Source organism: Mesorhizobium sp. M6A.T.Ce.TU.016.01.1.1, assembly GCF_003997065.1.
GTDB classification, from domain to species: Bacteria; Pseudomonadota; Alphaproteobacteria; order Rhizobiales; family Rhizobiaceae; genus Mesorhizobium; species Mesorhizobium mediterraneum.
Genome location: NZ_RZTJ01000181.1, coordinates 1 through 386 on the forward strand (window position 1 = coordinate 1; position 386 = coordinate 386).

Sequence of the window (386 nt, forward strand, 5' to 3'; positions counted from 1 at the left end):
GTTTCACGCCCTGGGGCGTGAACTCGGCCGAGACCCGTCGGGAAGCGGAGGATCTCGCTTTGCAGGCCTGCGAGGCGACGGGAGAGAAATGCAAGATCCGCGAATGGGTCTGCACATGAAGCTTGGCCCGAAGGCCGTCTCCGCATGTGGAGCAATTCTATTCTCATTGATGTCGCCGGCGTCTGCCCAGCAACAGGTGGCGGCTGTCCCGGATGGACCCTCATCGCTGCGTGAGGTCTATCAGGACTGGAGCGTGACCTGTTCGGTACGGGAAAAGGCGAGAGTGTGCTCGCTTGCGCAAGACCAGGTCCAGCAGAACGGGCAGAGGCTTCTTGCCATGGAGATCGCGGCACGCCCGGACGGTTCGACGACGGCTACCCTGCTTC

2 protein-coding genes are annotated in these 386 nt (G+C 62.4%); both read left to right on the plus strand.

Going from position 1 to position 386, the window contains the following annotated elements; all coding sequences use genetic code 11:
* The coding region (locus EOC94_RS33870) for a DUF4189 domain-containing protein (RefSeq protein ID WP_127295912.1) at nucleotides 1-119 on the plus strand (119 nt) is incomplete at its 5' end.
* The coding region (locus EOC94_RS33875; RefSeq protein WP_185928400.1) for an invasion associated locus B family protein at nucleotides 104-386 on the plus strand (283 nt) is incomplete at its 3' end. The genes EOC94_RS33870 and EOC94_RS33875, both read left to right, overlap by 16 nt.